The organism is Geodermatophilus ruber, from assembly GCF_900114385.1.
GTDB classification, from domain to species: domain Bacteria; phylum Actinomycetota; class Actinomycetes; order Mycobacteriales; family Geodermatophilaceae; genus Geodermatophilus; species Geodermatophilus ruber.
Genome location: NZ_FOSW01000001.1, coordinates 391,837 through 414,455 on the forward strand (window position 1 = coordinate 391,837; position 22,619 = coordinate 414,455).

Genomic DNA, 22,619 nt, shown 5'->3' on the forward strand with positions numbered 1-22,619 from the left:
TCAGAACCCCATCGCGCGGTCGACGGCGTCCAGGACCCGGTCGAGGTCGGGGAGGTACTCCTCCTCCAGCTTCGCCGGCGGGTAGGGGGTGTCGTAGCCCCCGACCCGCAGCACCGGAGCCTCCAGGGAGTAGAAGCACGTCTCGGTGACCCGGGCGGCGATCTCCGCGCCCAGGCCGAGGGTCACCGGCGCCTCGTGGACGACGACGCAGCGCCCGGTGCGCCGCACCGACTCGAACACCGGGTCCAGGTCCAGCGGGGAGAGGGTGCGCAGGTCGATCACCTCGAGGGAGCGGCCCTCCTCGGCGACGGCCTCGGCCGCCTGCAGCACCGTCTTCACCATCGGCCCGTAGGCCAGCACGGTGACGTCGTCGCCGCCGCGGACCACCCGGGAGGCGAACAGCGGATCGGGCGTGGCGTCGGTGTCGACCGCTGCCTTCTCCCAGTACCGCCGCTTGGGCTCGAGGAAGACGATGGGGTCGGGATGGGCGATCGCCTGCTGGATGCCCCAGTAGGCGTCGACCGGGTTGCTGACCGCGACCACCTTGAGCCCGGCGGTGTGCGCGAAGTAGGCCTCGGGGCTCTCGCTGTGGTGCTCGACGGCGCCGATGCCCCCGCCGAACGGGATGCGGATGACGATCGGCATGGCCAGCTTCCCGCGCGAGCGGGCGTGGATCTTGGCCACCTGGGTGACGATCTGGTTGTAGGCGGGGAAGACAAACCCGTCGAACTGGATCTCGCAGACCGGGCGGTAGCCGCGCATCGCCAGGCCGACGGCGGTGCCGAGGATGCCGGCCTCGGCCAGCGGGGTGTCCACAACCCGGTCCTCGCCGAAGTCCTTCTGCAGGCCGTCGGTGATCCGGAAGACCCCGCCGAGCCGGCCGATGTCCTCGCCCATGAGCACGACCTTGGCGTCGTCCTCCATCGCCCGGCGCAGGCCGAGGTTGAGCGCCTTGCCGATGGTCAGCGTCTCGGTGCTCATCAGCGCTCGCCCCCCTCGAACGACTCGTGGTAGGCCACGAACGCGGCCCGCTGCTGCGCCAGGTGGGGCGTCTGCTCGGCGTAGACGGAGTCGAACATCGCGGTGGCGGGCGGGTCGGGCATCTCCACCGTGCCGCTGCGGATCCGGGTGGCCAGCTCGTCGGCCGCCCGCTCGACGGAGTCGAAGAAGTGGTGGTCGGCGATGCCGCTGCGGGACAGGTGGACCTTGAGCCGGGCGATCGGGTCGCGCAGCTTCCACTCCTCCAGCTCACTGGCCAGCCGGTAGCGGGTGGGGTCGTCGGAGGTGGTGTGCGCGCCCATCCGGTAGGTGAACGCCTCGATGAACGTCGGCCCCTGGCCCTCCCGGGCGGCGGCCAGGGCCGCCCGCGTGACCGCGAGGACGGCGAGGACGTCGTTGCCGTCGACCCGCACGCCGGGGAAGCCGAACCCGGCGGCCCGCTGGTAGAGCGGCACCCGGGACTGCCGCTCCAGCGGCACGCTGATCGCGTACTGGTTGTTCTGGCAGAAGAAGACGACCGGCGCGGAGAAGCTCGCCGCCCAGATCATCGACTCGTTGACCTCGCCCTGGCTGGTCGCGCCGTCGCCGAGGAAGGCCAGGACGGCGGTCTCCGCGCCGTCCCGCTGGACACCCATCGCGTACCCGGTGGCGTGCAGCGTCTGCGCGCCGATGACCACGGTGTAGAGGTTGAAGTGCGTCGCCACGGGGTCCCAGCCGCCGTTGTCGACGCCGCGGAACAGGCTGATCACGTCGAGCGGGTCGACGCCGCGGGTCCAGGCGACGCCGTGCTCCCGGTAGGTCGGGAAGGCCATGTCGTCGGGCTGCAGCGCCCGGCCGGCTCCGATCTGGGCCGCCTCCTGGCCGAGCAGCGAGGCCCAGATGCCCAGCTCGCCCTGGCGCTGCAGCGCGGTGGCCTCGACGTCCCAGCGGCGGACCAGCACCAGGTCGCGGTACAGGCCGCGAAGCTCGTCGTCCGAGATCGACAGCGAGTACTCGGGGTGCTCCACCCGCTCGCCCTCGGGGGTCAGCAGCTGGACCAGATCCGGCTGCTGCGGCAGGTGGGGGGCCTCGGCCCCCGGGATCGGGTCGACCACCTCGGTGGTCACCGAAGACAGGCTCACGGTCTCTCCTCGCCGTCGGCCGCAGCTGCCGGGGTCACCGGCGGAGCTGGGTCACTGGACGTCTCGCGGCACGGGGGTGTGGTGCCACTCACACATCGTGGCACGACCGCCCCGTCGAGGAGAAGATCATCGACCGTCGAGAATGCGCAAGGGTGCCACTCGAAACTGCGCACATTGCTCGGTACTAGGACGTCCAGCTATGTCAGACTGCCAACGTGCCAGCCGTCGACGCCACCGACGCCCGCCTGGTGCAGGCCCTCTCCGAGGACCCCCGGGCCAGCGTCCTCGCGCTCTCCCAGAAGCTCGGGCTGGCCCGCAACACGGTGCAGGCGCGCCTGGCCCGGCTGGAGAGCAGCGGCGCGCTCGCGCCCTACGAGCACCGGGTCCGCCCCGAGGCGCTGGGCTACCGGCTGAGCGCCTACGTGACCGTGCTGGTGGTGCAGCGCAGCCTGTCCGACGTCGGTGAGGCGCTGAGCCACATCCCCGAGGTGCTCGAGGTGACGGCGCTCTCCGGCGTGGCCGACCTGCTGGTGCGGGTGGTGGCGCGGGATGCCGACGACCTGTGGCGGATCACCGAGCAGGTGCTCGCGATCCCCGGCGTGCAGCGCACCGACACCGCGCTCGCGCTGCGCCGACTGGTCGAGCACCGGGTGGCCCCGCTGCTGGAGCGGGCGGCCGGCACCGAGTAGCGCGCCGGGCCGCCCGCCGTGCCGGGTCACCGGTTGATGGTCACGGCACCATGACGGCCCGCCCGCGGACCTCACCGCGTTCGAGCTTCGCGTACGCCTCCGCGACATCGGCGAGCGGGAAGACCTGCGTCTCCGCCGTGACGTGCCCCGCCCGGGCGAGGGCCACCACTTCGGCCAGCTCCTGGTGGTTGCCCCAGAACGGCACCACCGCGCTGGTCTCCACAGGCATCTCGGTGACCGGATTGCCCGGCGTCGGCCGGAAGGTCAGCTCGCCCTGGCCGAGCCCCACCAGAGCGAGGCGGCCTCCCCGGCTGACGACCGCGCGCGCGGTGTCGAGAGTCGGGGTGACGCCGACGAAATCGAGGACGACGTCCGCTCCATCGGGGAACGGTCCCACGATCTCGCGGATGTGCTCGACGGCATCGGGACCGGACCGGACGGTGTGCGCGGCGCCCAGCCGGGCTGCCAGCTCCAGGGCGGCATCCTCCACGTCCACCGCGATCACGGAGACGCCCGTCGTGGCCGCGAGGATCTGCACGGCCATGTGCCCCAGGCCGCCGACCCCGATCACCACACAGTGCGTCCCGGGCCGAAGCGCATCCCGGCACAGCTCGATGGCGTGGTAGGCCGTCAATCCGGCGTCCGCGAGAGGAGCAGCCTGCGTGAGGTCGAGATCGCCCGTGCGGACCAGATGGGTCTCGGGCACCACCACGTAGTCCGCCATGCCACCGTCGCGCGTGAGGCCCAGGCCGTCGAACCCGACGACGCGGCACCGGTTCTCCAGTCCGAGGACGCATGCCCGGCAGCGACCGCACCCGAACAGGGCATGGACGACGACGGGTTCACCGATGTCCCACCCGCTCACGCCGGAGCCCAGGCTCTCGACGTATCCGGCGACCTCGTGGCCGAGCGTGAGGGGAACCGGGAACGCGCCCGGTGGAGCCGCGAGGATGCCGAGGTCCGAGTGGCAGGCGCCGCTGGCTCCGACCCGCACGAGCACGTCCCCGAGGCCGGGCTCAGGCACGGGGATCTCGGTCAGCTCGGCCCGGTGCGGACCCGTGTAGCGATATGCACGCATGGTCACCGTTTCTACCTTCCGCTCATCGTGGACAGGGATCGATTCGCCTCGGCCTGCATCGGGGATGCCCGGCCCTCCCAGCGAGGTCGAGGCGACGAGGAGTCATCGCGGTGCTCCTGCCCGTCCTCTGCCGGCCGGTGCCGCGCTGATCGGGTGTGCGCACCGGGGGCCTCCGGGTAGAGCGCGGCCATGGGCATGCGCACCCCCGTGAGGACGATCGGCAAGGGACGACGCAGCATCGGCGTGCTCGGCTGGGCCCTCCGCGGCGCGGCCGCCGGGGCGGCGGGCACCACCGCGCTCGACGCCGTGACCTACCTGGACATGGTGGTGCGCGGCCGCGGGGCCAGCACCACGCCGGAGCGGACGGTGGAGACGCTGGCGGAGAAGGCGCACGTACCGATCCCCGGCGAGGGCGAGACGCGCCGGAACCGGGTGCAGGCGCTCGGCGCGCTGACCGGTTTGGTGGCCGGGGTCGGCATCGGCGTCGCCGTCGGACTGGTGCACGCCGCCGGCGTCCGCACCCGGCCGCTCGCCGGCACGCTGCTCATCACCGGCGGCGTCCTGGTCGCGACCAACGGGCCGATGACCGTCCTCGGCGTCACCGACCCGCGCACCTGGTCGGCGGCCGACTGGATCAGCGACCTGGTGCCGCACCTGGCCTACGGCGCCGTGGTGAAGACGACGATCGACGCCTTCGACCGGCGGTGACCCGCCCGGCAGCCGGGCCTCAGTGCCGCCAGCCGCGCTGGTCCACCCCGCCGGGCACCGGCGCGGTCGGGTCGTACGGGACGCGGGTGAACACGAAGGTCCCCAGGTCCAGGTGGTCCTCGGCGATGCGCAGCGGCTCCCCGGCGTAGTAGCCGTCCAGCCCCACCCAGGTGCCGTCCGGACGGCGGGCGAACCGGCTGGCCCGGCCGGCCCGGCCCGGCATCGGCCCCAGGTGCAGCAGGCCGCCCGGCAGGGCGCGCAGCAGGTACGGCGCCGGGCCCCAGAACCAGACGCCGAGGGTGTCCAGCGGGACGGGGGACGGCGAGGGCGTCCAGGGTTGGACGACGTGCGGCTCGGCGGCGCGCAGATCGGCCAGCAGCCCGGGCAGGAGCGGGTCGAGGCCGCTGGTCGTGTTGGCCAGCGAGACCGCACCGGCCCGCTCCTCGCGGTCGACGAACACGCCGGCGAGGAAGCCGGGCATGGACCCGCCGTGACCGATCAGGGTGCGGCCGTCGATGCGCAGCACCTGCAGCCCGAGCCCGTAGGCCGACCAGCCCGGCGCCGACGGGTCCACGCCGGCGGGCACGGTCATCTCCTCCAGCGTGGCCGGGTCGAGCACCTCGCCGGTGTCGCCGAGCAGGAAGACGGCGAACCGGGCGAGGTCGGCCAGGGTCGCCCACAGCTGCCCGGCCGCAGCCATCACGCCGGCGTCGTGCTCGGGTTCGGGCAGGACGACGTCGGCCCACGGGTGCACGGCGTGGCCCTCGGCGGCCGGGGCGACCGGCCGCGGCGTCGTCCGGGTCATCCCCAGCGGCGCCAGGACCTCGTCACGGACGACGTCCTCCCAGGCCCGCCCGCGCAGCCGGGCCACCAGCTCGCCGAGCAGCCCGAAGCCGAGGTTGGAGTAGTGGAACCGGCGGGCGGCGCCGAGGACGACGTGCTCGTCGGCCAGCCCCAGGTCCTCCAGCGACCCGCCCGGGGTCCGCTCCCACCAGCCGCCCGGGCTCTCCGCGGCGGCGCCGGCGACGTGGGCCAGCAACTGGCCGACCGTGCGGTCGCCCAGCGGTGTACCGGGCACGTGCCGCTCGAACGGGTCGTCCAGGTGCAGCCGGCCCTCGTCGCGCAACCGCATCACGGCGATCGCGGTGACCGTCTTGCTGATCGAGCCCAGCCGGTACTGGACGTCGGTGTGCGGCTCGGGCACTGCACCGCGGCCGGCCGACCAGGCCAGCCCGGCCTCCCGGACCACGCCGGCCACCAGGCTGGGGGCCCTGCCGTCGCGCTGCACCCGGGCGGTGCGGGCGAGCAGGGTGCGGGCGGTCGAGGGCAGGACGGGATCGTGCATGACCGGAGACCGTAGTCAGTTCTGGGCGAGGACTCCGCGCGCCGGGAGCCGGCCCGCGCGCTGCGCCCAGCGCTCGAACCAGACGGTGGCGAAGGGCGGCACCGAGGCGGCCAGCGCCAGCAGCAGCGTGCCCGGCGACCAGCGCAGCACCCGGGCGGCGACCAGGGCGACGAGGCAGTAGAGCAGGAAGATCCCGCCGTGGATCGGGCCGAACACCTGCACCCCCACCTCGGAGGACTGCGCGATCCACTTCACGTACATGCCGATCAGCAGGCCCAGCCAGGACAGCGCCTCGGCGACGGCGACGACGCGGAACGCGGTGGCGACGGTGCGGGGGTTCATCGGGAGCGGGAGTCCTCCGGTCGACGACAGGTCCGCAGCCTCCAACGGCGGCACGCCCCGGATGGTCCCGACCGCGGAGTGTGACGCTCCCCGCACGTGGCAGGGTCTGCGGGCGTGCGAGGTCTGGCGCGGCGGGAGTTCTGCCTGGTGCTGCTGCGCCGGATGGCCGACCTCCGCCCCGACCTGGTGGCCGACGCGCTGCCCCGGCTGGGCGCCGACCGCACCGAGGCGCACGCCGCGCACACCCGGTGGCAGGCGCTGCAGCACTCCCGCCGGGCGCCGCGCGGGCTGGCCCTGCGGACCGCCGTCCTCGGCCCGGCCGAGGCCGTCGAGCCGCGACGGTTCGGCGACCTGGAGCTCGTCGTCCGTCGCTGGCCGCTGCCGCTGTGGCCGCACCTGCGCTGGGAGGTGCTCTCCGGCCCGGGCGGTGCGGTGCTGCACGAGCACCTCGTGCGCGCGGCCGGCTCGCCGGTCCCCGCGGCCGCCGCGGGCCGGCTGCGGGTGTGGGAGCACGTGCTGGACGACGTCGTGGGCCTGCCGGGGGCCGTGAGCGTGGACCCGGGCGTGGTGACCCGCTGGGAGGTGCGGCTGCGCACCGGCGTCCGCGCGCGGTTCGTCTGGGGGCTGCTGCAGGAGGTCGGCTCGGGGCCACCGCGCTGACGGCCGCCTCCGGCGCCCGCGCTGGCGTCAGCCGATGCGGTTGAACTTCGGCGCGGTCCCCATGGTGTCGACGCTGGCGACCTTGACGACGTCGCCGGAGGTCGGCGCGTGCACCATCTGGCCGTTGCCGATGTAGATGCCGATGTGGCTGACCGGGCTGTAGAAGGCGACCAGGTCACCGGGGCGGGCCTCGGCCCGGGAGACCGGCGTCCCCGTGGCCGACTGCATCCGGCTGGAGTGCGGCAGGCTGATCCCGGCGGCGCGGAAGGCGTACTGGACCAGCCCGGAGCAGTCGTAGGAGCCGGGGCCCGAGGCGGCCCAGACGTAGGGCTTGCCCCGCTGGGCCATGGCCGTGTTGATCGCGGTCTGGATGGCCGAGCCGCTGGCGGCCACGGGCGCCGGGGCCGGGGCCGGGGACGTCGCCGGAACAGCCGGGGCCGGGGACGTCGCCGGAGCAGCCGGGGCCGGGGCGGACTCGGTGCGGTCGGCGCGGCTCGCGCGGCTGCTCTCGGCGTCGCCGTGCGCGGTGGCCGCCGCGGCGAGTGCGGCCCGCCGCTCATCGGCGGACAGCCGGGCGTAGTCGGCCTGGTAGGCGGCGATCTGGGCCTCGAGATCGGCCTGCTGGGCGGCGACGGCGTCGTACTGGGCCTGCGCCTGCGCGGCCGCCTCGTCGGCGGCCGTCCGCGCCTGCGCGGCCGCCTCGCCGGCGGCCACCGCCCGCCCGAGCAGCACGTTCTGGTGGCCGGCGACGGTCTCCAGCAGCGTGATGCGGTTGACGAACTCGTCCGCGGAGCCGCTGGTCATCAGCGCCTGCAGGGAGCCCATGCTGTCGCCGGTGAAGGCGCTGCGGGCGATGCCCCGCACCTGCTCCTGCGCTCCGGTGACGGCGGCCTGGGCGTCGGCGACCGCGGCGGCGGCGGTCTCCGCGGCGGCCTGCTGGGCGCGCAGCACCTCGCGGGCCTCGTTGAACTCCTCGGTGATGACCTCGAGCTCGTGCCCGCGGGCCGCGACGAGGGCTGCGGCCTCGCTCGCGGTGCTGGGCTCGTCGGCGCTCGCGGCCCCGGGGACCAGGGCGATGCCGACGGCTCCGGCGAGGACGAACGCGGACCGGCGCCAGGCGGCGCGACGGGCGGGCACGCCGAGGACGGCGGCGCGAGGGGTCGCCATGGTGTGGCGGCTCTCCGTTCTTCCACGGGCCGCCTACCGAGTTAGCTGACGGGTTCGGGCGGGAAGTCGCCCGGCGCACCCGGCTCAGGCCGTGCGCGCTTCACCCCGGTGCTGCGGTGGGTCCCCGGCCCGGCGTCCCTCATCGAGGGGCCGGCTCGGCGGCATCCGGGGAGTGTCACCCAGGCTGGTGACGGAACGCCCCGCCGGACGCACTCACCGTAAGGGCCGTGACGCTGCCGTGACAATTACCTGGATGTGATTTGGTGGACTCTCACCTCCACTCCGCCCAGCGCACGAGGTGGGCGGGAGGCGTGGGACGGGAGTGACGCCCGGCCACCCCCGACCGGAGGGGAGAACCGGTTCGTCACCGGTTACGGTCCGCCGGTGAGCACGCGCAGCAGGTACGACGCCGTCGTCGTGGGGGCCGGGCACAACGGGCTCGTCACGGCCGCCTACCTGGCTCGGGCGGGCTGGTCCGTCCTCGTCCTCGAGCGGCTGGAACAGTTGGGCGGCGCCGCGGTCAGCCAGCAGGTCTTCCCGGGCGTCGACGTCCGGCTGTCGGCCTACTCCTACCTGGTCAGCCTGCTCCCGGACCGGATCGTGGCCGACCTGGGCCTCGACCTCACGCTGGCCGACCGCGCGGTGGCCTCCTACACCGCCGTCCCCGAGGGGCCTGGGCTGCTGGTGGAGCGCGACGAAGGGCCGGCGACCGCGGCGTCCTTCCGCGCGCTCACCGGCTCCGACGCCGAGCTGGCCGGCTGGCGGCGGTTCTACGGCCGGGTGGCCACCCTCGCCGAGGACCTCGCGCCCACCCTCACCGAGCCGCTGCTCTCCCCCGCCGAGCTGACCGGCCGGCTGCGCGACCCGCAGCTGTGGCACGACCTGAACGAGCGTCCGCTGGCCGACGTGGTGGCCGACGAGCTCACCCACGACGTCGTCCGCGGGGTGGCCCTCACCGACGGGCTGATCGGCACCTTCGCCGACGTCCACGCCGCCGACGGGCTGGCCGGGCGCTGCTTCCTCTACCACCTCGTGGGGAACGGCACCGGCCGCTGGCGGGTGCCGGTCGGGGGGATGGGCGCGGTCACCGGCGCCATGGCGGCCGCGGCCCGGGGCGCCGGCGCGGAGCTGGTCACCCGGGCCGCGGTGACCGCGCTGGAGCCCCGCGCCGACGGCGTCACCGTGCACTGGACCGACGACGACGGGACCGCGCACGCCGTCGACGCCGGCCAGGTGGTCTGCGGCGCGGCACCCGCCGTCCTGGAGCGGCTGACCGGCGCGACGCCCGGGCCGACGGCCGACGGCGCCCAGCTGAAGATCAACATGGTGCTGACCCGCCTGCCCCGGCTGCGCTCGGGCATCGACCCGGCGGTCGCCTTCGCCGGCACCTTCCACGTCGACGAGGCCGCCGCGCAGCTCGACGCCGCCCACGCGCAGGCGGCCGCGGGCCGGCTGCCCGACGTCATCCCGTTCGAGGTGTACTGCCACTCGCTGTCCGACCCGTCGATCCTGGGGCCGGCCGAGCGGTCGGCGGGCTACCAGACGCTGACCCTGTTCGGCCTGCACACGCCGGCGGGGCTGTTCCGCGCCGACCCCGTCGGCACACGGCGGGAGGCGGTGCGGCGGGTGCTCGCCCAGCTCGACGCGCGCCTGGAGGAGCCGCTGCTGGACTGCCTGGCCCGGGACGCCTCCGGCGCGCCGTGCCTGCAGGCGGCCTCGCCGCTGGACGTCGAGGCGTCGCTGGCCATGCCCGGCGGGCACATCTTCCACGGGGACCTGTCCTGGCCGGTCGCGGCGACGCCGGAGCAGGTGGGCACCTGGGGCGTGGCGACGGCGCACCCGCGGATCGTGTCGGCGTCGTCGGGCGGCACGGTGCGCGGCGGGGCGGTGAGCGGCCTGGGGGGCTACGCGGCGGCCCGCGCCCTGCTGGACGGCCGCTGAGCCCGGGCCGCCGTCCGCCCCCGGCAGGACGGCAGCCCGGGGAAGCGGAACTACTTGAGCATGAAGCCGGCGTCCACCGGGATGGTGGAGCCGGTGATCCACTTCGCCTCGTCCGAGCAGAGGAACGCGACGACTGCCGAGACGTCGGTCATGGGCATCGAGTTGACCGGCATGAGGTTGAAGCGCATGGCGTTGCCGAGTTCCTCGTGCTCCTCCAGCCACTTCGGGAAGTAGTCGTTGTTCGACATCGGCGAGTCGACGCCGGTCGGGTGGATGGTGTTGACCCGGATCATCTCCGGCGCCAGCTCGCGGGCCAGCGTCCGCATCAGGCCCACGATCCCGTGCTTGGCCGCCGTGTAGTGCGTGCAGCCGGCGACGCCGCGCAGGCCCGCGATGGACGACGTGATGATGATCGAGCCGCCGTTGCCACCGGCCCGGATGTGCGGGACGACCGCCCGGCAGGCCTTGAAGACGCCGGTCAGGTTGATGTCGATCATGTCGTCCCACTGCTCATCGGTGAGCTCCCACGTGGTGTCCGACAGGCTCAGGATCCCGGCGTTGGCCAGCAGGAAGTCGATCCGGCCGAACTCCGCCATCGCGGTGTCGGCCAGGCGCTGCATGTCGGCGGTGCTGCGGACGTCGGCCTCGACGGCGACGCACCGCCGGTCGTACTTCTCCACCTCCGCGACGGTCTGCTCCATGTCTCCGGGGCGCCCGGTCGCGAACGGCACCGAGCCAACCTGCTCGGTGATGTCGCAGATGACGACGTCAGCGCCCTCGCTCGCCAGCCGCACTGCGTGGGAGCGGCCCTGACCGCGCCCGCCACCGGTGATGACGGCGACCGTGCCGTCCAGCTTGCCCATGACAGGACTCCTCTCGGTACGCCGCTTCTGTGCGGCGGTCGGCGTCGACCAGTGGGTGAGGGCTCTCCAGGCGGCAGGGCACCGCGGAGGTCGTGCAGGACGCCGACCCCCGCACCGGGAGCCGGGCGCCGGCTCAGCGGGTCATGCGACAAGGAGGGGGGAGAGAGTCCGGTGGGCGACCTGCAGGCCGGTCTCCACCCGGGCCTCGGTCCCGCCCCACACCGGGTCCTCGTGCTCGACGGAGAGCACCCCGTCGAAGCCGCCCTCGTAGAGCGTGTCGACCAGGCGGCGCCAGTCGACCTGGCCGAGGCCCGGGACGCGGTAGCGCCACCACCCGACGTCCCACGGGTCCTCGCGGACGACAGCCCTGCCCGGCCACCCGTACCGGTTGCGCCGCTCCGGGAACACCTCGATGTCCTTGGCCTGGGCGTGCGCCACCCGGTCGACGTAGGGGCGCAGGGCCTCGACCGGGTCGATGCCCATCCACACCAGGTGCGAGGGGTCGTAGTTGAGGTACAGCCCCAGGTCGAACATCCACTCCCACAGCTCCGGGGAGTAGGCGAGGTTCCCCGGGTAGCCGTCGGGGTGCCAGCCCTCCATGACACAGTTCTCGATGACGATCTTGACGCCGCGCTCCCCGGCGCGCTCGACCAGCGGCGCGAAGACCTCCCCGGCCATACGCAGGTTCTCCGCGACCGACCGGCCCGGGTCCCGGCCGACGAAGGTGCCCACGGTCGGCACTCCCAGCAGCGCGGCGGCGTCGATGCACGCGGTGACGTGCGCGTTGACCGCCTGACGTTCAGCGGGGTCGGGGTGGAGGTTGTTGTCGTAGTAGGCGAGGGAGGACAGCGTCAGACCGTGCTTGTCGAACAGCGCACGGACCCGCTCCGCGTCCGCGGCGCCGAAACCGACGACATCGACGTGGGTCGCCGTGAACGGCCTGTCGCCCAGGGCGGGCCAGGCTGCCACCTCCAACGCCGCGTACCCCTGGTCGGCGGCCCACTCCACGAGCTCCTCGAGGGTGCGGCCGGGCAGGCAGGCGGTCAGGAAACCGAGCTTCACGAAGGTCCTCCACCCAGGTACGGGACGGGTCGCAAGGGGAGAATTCTCGAGCGGGGGAAGCAGTAGGACCGCTTTCACTCCACCCGCTTTAGCCGGTGCAGTGGGTATGTTGTGCTTCGCTCATGCAGAAGTCAAGGTGTGAGCGAGGAAGGAGGGGTGGCAGTGACCGACGGACCGGTGGGGATGGCCGTCCGTGCCCCCGTGAGCACCGACCAGCTCGACGGGTTGGTGACCGTGCTGGACCTGGTGCGGGGCGGCCGCGCGCGCTCCCGGCCCGAGTTGGCCCGCGCCTCCGGCCTCGGTCGCGGGGCGGTGACCCAGCGCGTGACCCAACTGCTCGACAGCGGGCTGCTCGAGGAGAGCGAGCTGGGCCGCTCCACCGGCGGGCGCCCTCCGCGCGAGCTCGCCGTCCGCGCCCAGGCCGGATTGGTCCTCGTGGCCCCGTTGGGCGCGACCCACGTCGCGGCTGGGGTCACCGACCTCACCGGCCGGCTGATCGCCCACGTGCAGGAGCCATGGAGCATCGCCGCCGGGCCGGACGCCGTCCTCACCCGGGTCGAGGAGCTGTTCCGGGAGCTGCTGGCCCGGGACACGGTGCCCCGGGCGCCGGTCTACGGCATCGGCATCGGCCTGCCCGGACCGGTCGAGTTCGCCACCGGCACCCCGGTGAACCCGCCGATCATGCCCGGCTGGGACGGCTACCGCGTGCGCGCCCGGCTGGCCAAGCGGTTCGACGTCCCCGTGTGGGTGGACAACGACGTGAACCTGATGGCCCTGGGGGAGCTCCGGACCGGCGCTGCGCAGGCCGAGCGCAACGTCGTGTACGTGAAGATCGGCACCGGCATCGGTGCGGGCCTCATCTCCGACGGCCGGCTGCACCGCGGCGCCAAGGGGGCCGCCGGCGACATCGGGCACGCCACCGTGGACGTCGCCAGCGGCGTGGTCTGCCGCTGCGGGAACGTCGGCTGCCTGGAGGCGCTGGCCGGGGGCGCCGCGCTGAGCCGGGACGGGACGACGGCGGCCACCGAGGGCCGCAGCCCCTACCTGCGCGCGGTCCTGGACGCCCAGGGGCAGATCGGCGCGTCCGACGTCGCGGCCGCCGCCCAGCACGGGGACACCGTCGCGCTCGAGCTGCTCACCCGGTCGGGACGGCTGGTCGGGGAGACCGTCGCGACGCTGGTGAACTTCTTCAACCCCTCGCTGGTCCTGCTCGGCGGCGGCGTCGCGCTGGCCGGCGACGTCATCCTGGCCGCCATCCGCCAGGCCGTGTACCAGCGGTCGCTCCCGCTCGCGACGCGGGACCTGCGCATCGACCGCTCGCTGCTTACCCCCGACCCCGCGCTCCCCGGGGCGGCGCACATGGTCCTCGACGAGCTGTTCAGCCGGCAGCGGCTGGGCCGCTGGCTGCCCGCCGGATCCCCGGCAGGCTTCCCGGAGCTCGCCGAGGAACGGACCGCCTGACGACGTCTCCAGGCGACCCCGCGCGATCGTGCAGTCATCGGGGCCTCCACCCTCGGCCGACAGCCCGATGAGCGCACGACGATCAGGAGAAGGGCCCGGCGCGCCCACCCCGTTCAGGCTGGGAGCTCCACCCAGCTGCCCGTCGCCGCCGCCTCCACGACCGCCGCCGTCACCCGGGCCGCCCGGAGCCCGTCGGTGAACGTCGGCAGGCCGATGACCTCGCAGCCGCGCACCGCGGCGATGACGTCGGCGACGAAGGCGTTGAAGCAGTCCTGGTAGCCCTGCGGGTGCCCGGCCGGCAGCACGGCGTACCGAGCGGCGGCCGGGGACAGCAGCTCGGGGTCCCGCCGGACGACCCTCTCCTCGGCCACGCCCCCGATCCGCAGTGTCTCCGGGTTCTCCTGGTCGAAGCCGTAGGAGGCCTCCGTGCCGTCGAACGAGAACGTCAGGCCGTTCTTGCGGCCGGGCGAGACCTGGCTGACGACGACCGAGCCGAGGGCTCCCCGGTCGGTGCGGAAGAGCACGCACGCGCCGTCCTCGGTCGCGACCGGCTCCCCGCCCCGCGTCTCGTGCGCCCGGGCGGTGCTCGCGTTCAGTGCGGTGATCCGGTGGCCGGTGACGAACTCCATCAGATCGCACCAGTGCACGCCGATGTCGGCGAACGCCCGTGACGCCCCGCCCTGGGCGGGGTCGACCCGCCAGTTGGTCGCCGCGGCCGCCGCCAGCCAGTCCTGCAGGTAGGCGCCGTGCAGCAGCCACAGCCGGCCGGCGTCGCCGCGGGCGATGCGTTCCCGTGCCTCGCGCACCGTCGGGTAGAAGCGGTAGACGAACGGCACCGCGTGCACCCGGCCGACCTCGGCCGCCAGCGCGGTCAGCCGCTCGGCATCGGCCGGGGTGAGCGCCAGAGGCTTCTCGCAGACCACGTGCTTGCCCGCGTGCAAGGCCCGCTCGGCCATCGGCAGGTGCAGGTGGTTGGGCGTGCAGACGCTCACGACGTCGACGTCGGGACAGGCCACCAGCTCGCCGACCGACGCGGCCGGACGCTGCGCCTGCAGCAGGGGGGCGAACTGCTCCGCACGCGCCGGCGAGCTGCCGGCCACGCGGGTGACCACCCCGCCGGCGGCGCGGACGGCGTGCGCGTGGACGCGCGCCATGAACCCCGTGCCGACGATGCCGAAGCGGACCGGGGCGCTCACTTCCGCCGCGCCAGGGCGACGGCGAGGATGATGATCGCCCCGCGGACCACCTGCTGCTGGCTGGTCTCCAGGCCGGCGAGGATCAGCCCGTTGTTGATCAGGCTGATCATCAGCGAGCCGAACAGCGTGCCGATCACCGACCCGGCCCCGCCGAACAGGCTCGTGCCGCCGAGGATCACCGCGGCGATCGCGGACAGCTCGTCCCCGGCCCCCCACTGGAACCGGCCCGACTCCAGGCGGCCCGCGTAGAGCATGCCGGCGATGGCGGCCACCACGGAGGCCAGCAGCATCACCTGGAACTTGACCCGCCGGGTCCGCACCCCGCTGAACTCGGCCGCCGTCCGGTTCCCGCCGGTGGCGAGCACCTGGCGGCCGAACCGGGTCTTGGCCAGCACCACCGCGCCGACGGCGACGAACAGCGCCATCCAGACCAGCAGGCCGGGGATCGGCCCGAAGTTCCCGCCCCCGAAGACCAGGTTGTAGGTCTGGTCCAGGATCGGCTGCGGGGCCGAGTCGGTGATCCACTGGGCGACGCCGGCCGCGATGCCCAGCATGCCCAGGGTCACCAGGAACGACGGGATGTTGAGGAAGGCCACCAGGCTGCCGTTGACGGCGCCGACGACCACGCCGACCGCCAGCCCGGTGAGGATCCCCGGGACGAGCCCCCACGCGGCGATGCCCATCGCGGTCGCCACGCTCGCCAGCCCCGCGACCGAGCCGACGCTCAGGTCGATCTCAGCGCAGGCGATGACGAAGGTCATGCCCACGGCGATGATCGAGATGGTCGCCGCCTGCCGGAAGATGTTGAGCAGGTTGTTCGTCGAGAGGAAGCCCTGGTCGCCCAGCGTGACGGCGAAGGCGATGAAGACGACGACGAACCCGATGTAGATGATGTAGCGCCGCCAGTCGAGCCTCGCGAGCAGCGACCGGGACGCCGAGGTCGCGGCCGGCGCCTGGGTGGCCGGGCCGGTAGTCGTGGACATGGCTCAGGCTCCTTGGACGGCGAGTTGGAGGGTGTTCTCGTCAGGGATGTCGGCCCGGTCCAGCACCCGGTGGACGGCGCCCTCCCGCAGCACGACGACGCGGTCGCTGACGGCCAGCAGCTCCGGGTACTCCGAGGAGATGACCAGGACGGCCATGCCCTCGTCGGCGAGGTCACGGATGGTCTGCAGGATCTCGTTCTTGGTGCCGATGTCCACGCCGGCCGTGGGCTCGTCCATCACCAGGACGGCGGGGTCGGTGCCCAGCCACTTGGCGATGACCACCTTCTGCTGGTTGCCCCCCGAGAGCAGCCGCACCGCCCGGTCGGGGTCAGCCACCTTCACCGCGAACCGCTCGATCAGGCCGCGGGCCAGGGACCGACCCTTGCGGTCGTCGACCAGCGGGCCGCGGCGCATCCGGTCCAGCAACGGGAGCGTCAGGTTCTCCCGCACCGAGTGCTCGAGCACCAGCCCCTGGGCCCGCCGGTCCTCCGGGATGAGCGCGATGCCCGCGGCGATCGCGTCCGTCGGGCCGGCCAGCCGCAGCTGCTCGCCGCGGAGCACGATCGACCCGCTCTGCACCGGGTCGATCCCGAACAGCACGCGGGCCAGCTCGGTCCGCCCGCTGCCCATGAGCCCGGCCAGCCCGACGATCTCGCCGCGCCCGACGGTGAAGGTGACGTCCCGGACACGGGGCCCGGCGGTCACCTCCCGCAGCTCCAGGAGCGGCTCGCGCGCGCCGTCGTCGGCCGACCGCTGCCGGTAGGCCAGCTGGCCCTCGATCTCCTTGCCGACGATCCCCTCGACGATCTGCTCGGGGGTGAACTCCGACAGGGGCTCGGTGAGCAGCCGCCGGCCGTCGCGGAGGATCGTGATCCGGTCGGCGATCCGGTACACCTCGTCCATCCGGTGCGAGATGTAGATGACCGAGATCCCGCGCTCGGTCAGCCGGCCGACCAGCTCGAAGAGCACGTCGGCCTCGTGCTTGGCGAGGCTGGCCGTGGGCTCGTCCATGATCAGCACGCGGGCGTCCTGGGACAGCGCCTTGGCGATCTCGGTCAGCTGCCAGTACGCCGTCCCCAGGTCGCCGACGACCGCGCGCGGGTCGACGTCCACCTCCATCTCGGCGAAGACCTCCCGGGCCCGCCGCACCGCCTCGCGGTCGCGGATGAGCCCGCCGCGGCCGAGCGGCTCGACGCCCAGGGCGATGTTCTGGGCCACGGTCAGCGTCGGGACCAGGCTGAACTCCTGGAAGACCATCCCGATCCCCGCGGCGCGGGCGTCGTGGATCGACGACAGGCGTACCGGCCGCCCGTCGATCTCGATCTCCCCCGCGTCGAGGCCGTAGACCCCCTGCAGGATCTTCATCAGGGTGGACTTGCCGGCGCCGTTGCCGCCGGCAAGCGCGTGCACCTCACCCCGGAGGACCTCGAAGTCCACGTCGTCGAGGACCCGCACCCCGTCGAAGGACTTGCAGATCCCCCGCATGCGCACCGCGGCGGCCCGGCCCTCCGGCCGGGCCGCCGCGGTCTCCCCCACCGAGCTCATCGGCCTGGGCTCAGTCGGCGAAGGAGTCGGTCAGGTCCGCGGGCGGGTCCTGCCGGTAGACCTCCTGCCAGGCCTCCAGCACGTTGTCGTGGTCGACCGGGAGGGCCGGAAGCGCGACGTAGGGCGGGGTCTGCGCCCCCAGCAGCGACAGCGCGGCCAGCCGGGCCTCGGTGACCCCCTGGTCGTAGGGCCGCTGGGCACCCAGCCCCACGACCAGCTGGTCGCGGGCGAGGGCGAGGGCGACGTTGAGCCCCAGGTCCTCGGTGGCGATCTTCAGGTCCGTGCGGCCGGCCGCCCGGGCCGCGGCCATGACGCCCTCGGCCGGGACGTCCCAGACGGCCCAGATGCCGTCCAGGTCGGGGTTCTGGCTGAGCATCGCGTTGGCCACGGCCTGGGCGTCACCGGCGAAGTCCGGGCCGGCGATGCCCTGCTCGGCGACGATCTCGACGTCCGGGTAGTCCTCCTGGATCGTCTGCTTGAAGCCGTCGAACCGCTGCTTCGTCACGAAGAAGTCGGCCTCGTGGTAGATCAACCCGATCTGGCCGGAGCCGCCCAGGGCGCGCGCCATGAGGTGGGCGGAGATGACCCCGTTGCCGAAGTTGTCCGCGGACACCGCCGACACGTAGTCCTGCCCGGCGACGAACCCCTCGGGCACGTTGTCCATGAACACGAGCTTGGTGCCGGCCTGCGCCGCGGCGCGGTACGCGCCGGCGGTGGCGATCGGGTCGGTCGGGATCGAGACGATGATGTCCGGCTGCTGGGCCATCACCGTCTCGACGTCGGACACCTGCTGGGCCGGGTCGAAGTCGGCGTCGGTGGTGGCGATGACCTCGATGCCGAGCCGCTCGAACTCGGAGCGCAGGCCGTCGATCTGGGCCACGGACCAGTCGTCGCCGCTGTAGTGCATGACGATCGCCGCCGTCGCGCCCAGGGCCTGGACCTGCGCCACCTGCTCGTCGGTCAGCTGGACGTCCTCCGCCGAGGCCGGCTGCTCACCGTTGGGCCCGGTGCTCAGCACCTGCCCGGTGACCTCCGCCAGGGCGGCCTCGGCCCGGTCGACGGCCGCCTGGTCGACCTCCCCGCCACCGGGGTCCGAGGCGCCCTCCGAGGCCGGCGAGCAGGCGGTGAGGACGACGGCCGCGAGGGTGGCCAGCAGGACGGGAGCGGCGCCCGGGCGCCGGGTGGGACGACGTCTCATGTCGGTCTCCAAGGTGGACGGGGGGTGCGGACGGCGGTGCGGGAGCCGGCCGTGCCGGACCGGCACGGCGCTGCGGCGACGGGCCGGGACCGGTCAGGCGCCGAGGTCGTCGAGGAGCTTCTGGAGGTAGGCGCGGCTGGCCTCGGCCGCCTCACGGGGATCGCCGTCGTAGGCGTCGAGCTCGACCACGAGCCAGCTGTCGTAGCCCGCCTCGCGCACGGCGCGGACGATGTCCGGGAGGTCGAGCTCCCCCCGGCCCAGCGGCAGGAACCGCACCGTCCCGAGGTCGATGTCCTTGAGGTGCACATGCCGCAGACGGTCGGCGTACCGGCGGATCAGCGCCGCGGGGTCACCGCCGCCGGCCGCGAGGTGCGCGGTGTCCGGGCAGAACCCGATCCGCGTCCGCTCCATGAGCCGGTCGAGCTGGTCCGGGCTCTCCACGATGGTGCCCAGGTGCGGGTGGTAGCTGGCCTCCAGTCCGTGCTCGGCGGCGAGGTCCACCACGGTGTCGAGCCCGGCGGCCAGGCGGTCGTAGTCCTCGGCCGTCGTGCCGGCGGCCCGGCGGGCACCCCCGCCCACCACCAGGCGGGAGGCGCCGAACCTGGCGGCCAGCCGGCAGGCGGACTCGATGCGGTGCATCTCGTCGGGCAGCACGTCGGCGTAGACGAAGTTGGCGCCGGTGTAGACGCTGACCAGCTCGACCCCGGTGGCCGCGAGCAGCTCCGTGAGGACGTCGGGGCACTCGGCGTAGGCGACCAGGTTGCCGTCGAAGACCTCGACGCCCTCGTACCCGGCCGCGGAGATGTCCCGGACGGCGGCCTCGATCGAGCCGTGGGACAGGTAGTGGAGGTCCTTGATGCTGGTGACTCCCTGCGGGGCGCCGACGACCCCGCCCCAGGTGATGCTGTGGTAGCCGAGCCGCATCGCCGCGCCTTCCCTTCGGAATGTGACGGGCACACTAATGCTTGGCTCGTGCAGAAGTCAACGAGTCGGACGCCGAACCTGTGGCGCAGGCCACGGCGAGCGGAGACCGGCCGGACCTGGTGGCATGGCCCGGTGGACCTGCGGCGGGAGGCGAGCGGCCTGCTGACGGCCGTGCGGGCGCGGCTGCGCGGCCGGGACCTCGCCCTCGTCGCCGCCGGGCTCACCTTCTACGCCGGCATCGCGGTGGTGCCGCTGCTGCTGGTCGCGTTCGCGCTGACCGCGCTGCTCACCTCACCGGACACGGTGCGCGAGCTCAGCGCCCGGCTCGGCGACCTGCTCCCGCCCGAGCTGGGGGCGCCCGGGGCGCTGCGGGCCCTGACCGCGGCCGGGGTGGCGCTCGACCCGCTGGAGTTCGCGCTCGCCCTCCTGCCGCTGTCGCTGTACGGCGAGGGGTTGCGGCGGGCGCTGCTGCGGTTCGTCCCCCGCCGGGACACGCTGACCGGCTGGCGCGGCCGGCTCCTGGGGCTGCCGCTGGTGCTGATCACCCCGCTGCTGCTGTACCCGCTGCTGCTCGCCGCCTCGGCGATGGCCGACCTCACCGAGCGCGGCGTCCCGCTGGGCAGCCTGGCGGTCGGCTACTACGCCGTGCTGGCCGCGCTCACCGTGCCTCTGCTGTGGGGGTTCGGCGTGGTGGGCCCGGGGCACCTGCGCTGGCCGGCCCTCGTCGTCGGGGTGCTGTTCACCGCGGCCTGCCTGTCCGGCTTCCTGCAGGGGTTCGTGCTGTTCCTGGCCCTGCCCCTGGCGCTGGGGGCGCCGTTCGGCGGCCTGGACGTGGTCGGTGCGGTGGTGGCGATCAGCCTGTGGCTGTTCCTGCTGCACCTGGTCGTGATCGGCGGCTGGCTGCTGACCCAGTCCCTGGACGAGCGGCTGCGCGCGGGCGCACCGGGACGGGGCTCAGCGGGGGAACTCGGGACCCCAGGGCACCTGCGACGCGGGCAGCGGTGACACCGGGGCCGCGGGGGCGGGTGGCGGTGCCGGTCCGGGCTCGGGAGCCGGCGGCGGGACCGGTCCGGGCTCGGGGACCGGCGGAGGCTCGGGGGCGGGCTCGACGAAGTCCGAGCCGTTGCTGACCAGGATGGAGACCACCTGCCCGGGCACGGCCCGGCCCCCGCGCCGGGGGCTGGTGCCCAGCAGGGTGCCCTCCTCGCGATCGCTGTCGACCCGCACCGTGGAGTACTGGAAGCCGGCGTCGGTCAGCGCCGCCTGGCAGCCACGCACCGACGAGCAGCCGGGCACCGGGCGGGTGTTGCCGTTCTGGACCTGCGGGTCGGCCGGCGGGAAGTCGCTGCTGCCGCGCGCCTCCAGGACGGGGGCCATCGCGTCGTGCCAGATCGTCGCGCCCTTGCCGCCACCGAAGCCGCCGACGTCCTCGTTCCGCTTCGGGTTGAGCACCATGACGCTGGCGGTGATCTCGGGCGTGTAGCCGACGAAGGCGACGGAGAAGTTGTCCTGCGAGGTACCGGTCTTGCCGGCGATCTGGTGGCCGCGGACGTAGGCGCGGGTACCGGTCGCGCCCGGGTTCCCCGGCTCGACGTCCTTGCGCAGGATCTGGGTCAGCGTCGTGGCCACGCCCGGGGGGATCGCCTCCGGCGTGCAGCGGTCGCCGACCGGCAGCGGCTCCCCGTCGGCACCGCGGGCCGGCTCCCCGTGCCGGTCGAGGACCGCGGTCACCGGGACGACGTCGCACTGCGTGCCGCCGGCCGCCAGCGTCGAGTAGGCGCTGGCCAGGGCGAGCGGGCTGGTCGCCTCGGCACCGAAGGTGAACGAGCCGCGGTTCTCGTCGATGATCTGCTGCGGCAGGCCCGGGTCGCTGAACTGGAACAGCCCCATGGACTCGGCCATCCGGACCGGCTCCTCGACGCTGCCGAGGGCGTCCTCCAACGCGAGGAAGTAGGTGTTGGAGGACTGGTACAGGGCCGTGGTGAGGTCCAGCGTCGCCCGGTAGCGGCCGGCGTTCTCCACGTCGTAGGGCCGGCTGCCGTCGCGGTAGACCCGCGAGACGTAGGGGTCCGACGTCGTCAGCGTGTAGTACGAGGAGTACCCGCGGGCCAGCGCCGCGGCGGCGACGAACACCTTGTAGGTGGAGCCCGAGCCCTGGCTGGCGGCGACGTTGAGGTTGAAGGACTCCTGCACCGGGTCGGCCCGGTCGTAGCCGAAGATCCGGTTGACGCTCATCGCCAGCAAGTGGCCGGTCCCGGGCTCGACGGCGGTGAACATGCCGGCCAGCGAGTCGTCCATCGCCAGGGTGTTCAGGACGGCGGCGTCCCCGGCGCGCTGCAGCTCGACGTCCAGCGTGGTCTGGATGACGTAGCCGCCGTTGTCCAGCTCGTCCTGACTGAGCCCGAGCTCCTGGATCAGGTAGCGCTGCACGAAGTCGCAGACGAACGGGCCCACGCTGGCCTCGACGCAGCCGCGCCGCGGTGCGGGGGCGGGGGCCAGACCCAGCGGCGCGGCCTGGGCGGCCGTGGCGTCGGCGGCGCTGATGTAGCCCTGCTCGGCCATTCGGCCGAGCACCACGTTCCGCCGGGCGGTGGCCGCATCGGGGTTGGTGAAGGGGTCGTCGGTGGTGGGGCTCTGCGCCAGGCCGGCCAGCAGGGCCGCCTGCGGCACGTTCAGCGCGGCGGCGTCGACGCCGAAGAACGCCCGGGCGGCCGGTTGCACGCCGTAGGCGTTCTGCCCGAAGTACACGAGGTTCAGGTAGCGGGTGAGGATCTCGTCCTTGGAGTAGGTCTCCTCCAGCGCCAGGGCCAGCCGCGCCTCGCGCAGCTTGCGGCCCAGCGTCTGCTCGGTGGCCGCGCGGCGCTCCTCCGGGGTCGGCGCGGTCTGCAGCAGGGTCTGCTTGACCAGCTGCTGGGTGAGGGTCGAGCCGCCCTCCTGCACGCCGCCGGCGGCGAGGTTGGTGACCAGCGCCCGCAGGGTCCCCTGGACGTCGAGGCCGCGGTGGTCGTAGAAGCGCGCGTCCTCGATCGCGACCATCGCCTGCTTCATGACCTCGGCGATCGCGTCGCCGGCCACCGGGGCCCGGTTCTCGTCGTAGAAGTGGGTGATCGGCTCCCCGTTGGCGGCCAGCAGCACGGTGTTGCCCGGGGGCGTGTCGATGGTGAGCTCGGTCGGGAGGTCACCGAGCAGGCCGGTCGACCGCTGGGCGGCCACCGCCGGGCCGCCGACCCAGGGGAGGAGGAGTCCCGCGAGGAGCGCTCCGGCCACCACGATGCTGGCGGCCAACGCGAGCAGCGTCCTGGCCCGTGCGTCCGTGCGCAGGTCCATGGGCCCCCTT

The 22,619-nt window shown here is 74.0% G+C and carries 20 protein-coding genes and 1 riboswitch; of the genes, 6 read left to right on the forward strand and 14 right to left on the reverse strand.

Annotated features, from left to right (window positions below; translation table 11 throughout):
- Both BMZ50_RS02005 and pdhA read right to left on the reverse strand, forming a co-directional pair.
- Positions 1-981 carry an alpha-ketoacid dehydrogenase subunit beta gene (locus BMZ50_RS02005; protein WP_091320621.1) on the reverse strand — a complete coding sequence of 327 codons (981 nt, stop codon included), beginning with the start codon at positions 979-981 and terminating at the stop codon, positions 1-3.
- Positions 981-2,120 carry a pyruvate dehydrogenase (acetyl-transferring) E1 component subunit alpha gene (gene pdhA / locus BMZ50_RS02010; RefSeq protein ID WP_091320624.1) on the reverse strand — a complete coding sequence of 380 codons (1,140 nt, stop codon included), beginning with the start codon at positions 2,118-2,120 and terminating at the stop codon, positions 981-983. Before pdhA ends, BMZ50_RS02005 begins: the two co-directional genes overlap by 1 nt.
- Positions 2,121-2,335: 215 nt before the next feature.
- Between pdhA and BMZ50_RS02015 the strand changes: the two genes are divergently transcribed.
- The gene (locus tag BMZ50_RS02015; protein WP_091320628.1) at positions 2,336-2,809 is read left to right on the forward strand and encodes an Lrp/AsnC family transcriptional regulator; all 474 of its coding nucleotides are present in this window, start codon (positions 2,336-2,338) and stop codon (positions 2,807-2,809) included.
- A gap of 40 nt (positions 2,810-2,849) precedes the next feature.
- Here the strand turns inward: BMZ50_RS02015 and BMZ50_RS02020 are convergent, their stop codons facing one another.
- On the reverse strand, positions 2,850-3,887 hold the full coding sequence (locus BMZ50_RS02020) for an NAD(P)-dependent alcohol dehydrogenase (RefSeq protein WP_091321031.1): 1,038 nt from the start codon (positions 3,885-3,887) through the stop codon (positions 2,850-2,852).
- Positions 3,888-4,076: 189 nt separating this feature from the next.
- Here BMZ50_RS02020 and BMZ50_RS02025 point away from each other — a divergent pair, with 189 nt between their 5' ends.
- Positions 4,077-4,595, forward strand: a complete 519-nt coding sequence (locus tag BMZ50_RS02025; protein WP_091320631.1) for a hypothetical protein — start codon at positions 4,077-4,079, stop codon at positions 4,593-4,595.
- Positions 4,596-4,614: 19 nt separating this feature from the next.
- On the opposite strand, the gene BMZ50_RS02030 is transcribed toward BMZ50_RS02025, so the two are convergent.
- Together BMZ50_RS02030 and BMZ50_RS02035 are read right to left on the reverse strand one after the other, a co-directional pair.
- Complete coding sequence (locus tag BMZ50_RS02030; RefSeq protein WP_091320635.1) at positions 4,615-5,940, reverse strand: serine hydrolase domain-containing protein; 1,326 nt, start codon at positions 5,938-5,940, stop codon at positions 4,615-4,617.
- A 15-nt stretch (positions 5,941-5,955) separates the two neighbouring features.
- Complete coding sequence (locus tag BMZ50_RS02035) at positions 5,956-6,282, reverse strand: DUF3817 domain-containing protein (protein ID WP_091320638.1); 327 nt, start codon at positions 6,280-6,282, stop codon at positions 5,956-5,958.
- Between the two features lie 114 nt (positions 6,283-6,396).
- Between BMZ50_RS02035 and BMZ50_RS02040 the strand changes: the two genes are divergently transcribed.
- A complete protein-coding gene (locus tag BMZ50_RS02040) occupies positions 6,397-6,942 on the forward strand; it encodes a hypothetical protein (protein ID WP_091320642.1) in 546 nt (181 codons plus the stop codon).
- Positions 6,943-6,969: 27 nt separating this feature from the next.
- Here BMZ50_RS02040 and BMZ50_RS02045 read toward each other — a convergent pair whose 3' ends face one another.
- Entirely contained in the window at positions 6,970-8,109 is a 1,140-nt protein-coding gene (locus BMZ50_RS02045) for a C40 family peptidase (protein WP_091320646.1), read from the reverse strand.
- A gap of 15 nt (positions 8,110-8,124) precedes the next feature.
- Positions 8,125-8,280: riboswitch (cyclic di-AMP (ydaO/yuaA leader) on the reverse strand.
- Positions 8,281-8,493: 213 nt separating this feature from the next.
- Here BMZ50_RS02045 and BMZ50_RS02050 point away from each other — a divergent pair.
- Entirely contained in the window at positions 8,494-10,050 is a 1,557-nt protein-coding gene (locus tag BMZ50_RS02050) for a phytoene desaturase family protein (RefSeq protein WP_091320650.1), read from the forward strand.
- A 50-nt stretch (positions 10,051-10,100) separates the two neighbouring features.
- On the opposite strand, the gene BMZ50_RS02055 is transcribed toward BMZ50_RS02050, so the two are convergent.
- Positions 10,101-10,913 carry a mycofactocin-coupled SDR family oxidoreductase gene (locus tag BMZ50_RS02055; RefSeq protein ID WP_091320654.1) on the reverse strand — a complete coding sequence of 271 codons (813 nt, stop codon included), beginning with the start codon at positions 10,911-10,913 and terminating at the stop codon, positions 10,101-10,103.
- Between the two features lie 141 nt (positions 10,914-11,054).
- A complete protein-coding gene (locus BMZ50_RS02060) occupies positions 11,055-11,975 on the reverse strand; it encodes a sugar phosphate isomerase/epimerase family protein (protein ID WP_091320657.1) in 921 nt (306 codons plus the stop codon).
- A 162-nt stretch (positions 11,976-12,137) separates the two neighbouring features.
- Between BMZ50_RS02060 and BMZ50_RS02065 the strand changes: the two genes are divergently transcribed.
- On the forward strand, positions 12,138-13,436 hold the full coding sequence (locus BMZ50_RS02065) for an ROK family protein (protein ID WP_218146050.1): 1,299 nt from the start codon (positions 12,138-12,140) through the stop codon (positions 13,434-13,436).
- 113 nt (positions 13,437-13,549) lie between these two features.
- On the opposite strand, the gene BMZ50_RS02070 is transcribed toward BMZ50_RS02065, so the two are convergent.
- The 5 genes from BMZ50_RS02070 to BMZ50_RS02090 form a co-directional block, all read right to left on the reverse strand.
- Positions 13,550-14,632 (reverse strand): Gfo/Idh/MocA family protein, encoded by a 1,083-nt coding sequence (locus BMZ50_RS02070; RefSeq protein WP_091320661.1) that lies wholly within the window; start codon positions 14,630-14,632, stop codon positions 13,550-13,552.
- On the reverse strand, positions 14,629-15,615 hold the full coding sequence (locus BMZ50_RS02075) for an ABC transporter permease (RefSeq protein ID WP_091320664.1): 987 nt from the start codon (positions 15,613-15,615) through the stop codon (positions 14,629-14,631). Before BMZ50_RS02075 ends, BMZ50_RS02070 begins: the two co-directional genes overlap by 4 nt.
- 3 nt (positions 15,616-15,618) lie before the next feature.
- Positions 15,619-17,160 (reverse strand): sugar ABC transporter ATP-binding protein, encoded by a 1,542-nt coding sequence (locus tag BMZ50_RS02080; protein WP_218146051.1) that lies wholly within the window; start codon positions 17,158-17,160, stop codon positions 15,619-15,621.
- 10 nt (positions 17,161-17,170) lie between these two features.
- Complete coding sequence (locus BMZ50_RS02085; RefSeq protein ID WP_091320667.1) at positions 17,171-18,358, reverse strand: substrate-binding domain-containing protein; 1,188 nt, start codon at positions 18,356-18,358, stop codon at positions 17,171-17,173.
- 93 nt (positions 18,359-18,451) lie between these two features.
- Positions 18,452-19,282: a sugar phosphate isomerase/epimerase family protein gene (locus BMZ50_RS02090; protein ID WP_091320671.1), complete on the reverse strand. Its 831-nt coding sequence runs from the start codon at positions 19,280-19,282 to the stop codon at positions 18,452-18,454.
- A gap of 132 nt (positions 19,283-19,414) precedes the next feature.
- Here BMZ50_RS02090 and BMZ50_RS02095 point away from each other — a divergent pair, with 132 nt between their 5' ends.
- Entirely contained in the window at positions 19,415-20,287 is an 873-nt protein-coding gene (locus BMZ50_RS02095; RefSeq protein ID WP_177212595.1) for a YihY/virulence factor BrkB family protein, read from the forward strand.
- On the opposite strand, the gene BMZ50_RS02100 is transcribed toward BMZ50_RS02095, so the two are convergent.
- The gene (locus BMZ50_RS02100) at positions 20,237-22,609 is read right to left on the reverse strand and encodes a penicillin-binding protein (protein WP_091320675.1); all 2,373 of its coding nucleotides are present in this window, start codon (positions 22,607-22,609) and stop codon (positions 20,237-20,239) included. The genes BMZ50_RS02095 and BMZ50_RS02100 overlap by 51 nt on opposite strands.
- Positions 22,610-22,619 lie beyond the last annotated feature (10 nt).